This window comes from Wolbachia endosymbiont of Drosophila incompta (assembly GCF_001758565.1).
GTDB lineage: Bacteria > Pseudomonadota > Alphaproteobacteria > Rickettsiales > Anaplasmataceae > Wolbachia > Wolbachia pipientis.
In genome coordinates, this window is the sequence record NZ_CP011148.1 from 291,836 (window position 1) to 292,930 (window position 1,095).

1 protein-coding gene is annotated in these 1,095 nt (G+C 37.4%); it reads right to left on the bottom strand.

Features of this window, described 5'->3' with window-relative positions; translation table 11 throughout:
* The coding region (locus WG67_RS08090; protein WP_458694968.1) for a single-stranded-DNA-specific exonuclease RecJ at positions 1–966 on the bottom strand (966 nt) is incomplete at its 3' end.
* Positions 967–1,095: the final 129 nt, after the last annotated feature.

Here is a 1,095-nt window from a genome sequence, read left to right on the forward strand (position 1 = left end):
ATCATCGGTGGAAAGCAACCTTGCACCAAGCGATGCTTCTCCAATTCTTCCTCCAGCATTTATGCATGGCCCAATACTAAACCCTAATCGAGAAACACTTGGTTTTTCAAGGATTCCCAAAGCATCAAATAAAACACGCAAGCCAACGTTTTTTCTTGTTGACATAACTTTTAATCCTTGTGAGACAAGTGCTCTATTGAGGCCTGTGATCTGCATAACATCACAGACAGTTCCCAGGGCAACCAAATCCAACAGATCAAATAAATCTGGTTCTTTTTTGTTGGTAAAAAATCCTTGCTCACGTAGGCTTTTATTAAGAGCAACAATTAGCAGAAATGACACTCCAACTGCTGCTAGGTTATTATAAGGAGAGCTCTCATCAAGGCGGTTTGGATTCACAACTGCTACGGCGCTTGGTAATTTTTCCGTACCAAGGTGATGGTCAACAACTATAATATCAAGACCAAAAGCCTTTGCATCTTCTATTGGTTGATATGCAAGCGTACCACAATCAACGGAAATACATAAATCAATTCCATTCTTTTTAAGTTGTAATAAAGCATCTGTGTTTAATCCATAACCCTCATCAACACGATCTGGAATGTAGATTATAGAGTGTATATCGATTGCTCTCAGGTACCTGTTAATCAATGCTGACGACGTTGCACCATCAACATCATAGTCACCAAATATTGCAAGGTTTTCATCATTTTTTATTGCCCGTATTATACGAGAAACAGCTTTATCCATATCAAGAAGGTGAAAGGGATCTGGTAATAGCGATCTGATTAGTGGATATAAGAAGTCGCTTGCATTTTCTATGTTAACACCACGAGTAACCAATATTCTTGCTAATATTTCTGGTAACTCAAATCTCTGTGTAAGAGTTAAGATTTGCCTTTGATCTGCTTCTTGCAACTTCCACAATGCATTTGTTATGCTGCGCTTTTCAATTTCAAGTAGCATATTCTTTCTTTGTAAATAAAACTACTTTACCAGAATTTTTAAGCTTGTTCTATAATTGTATTAGACTTCTGCATAACCTAAACTAAGTAGAAAAAAGGTATCATCTAAGTAGCTGACACTGTCCTCCTT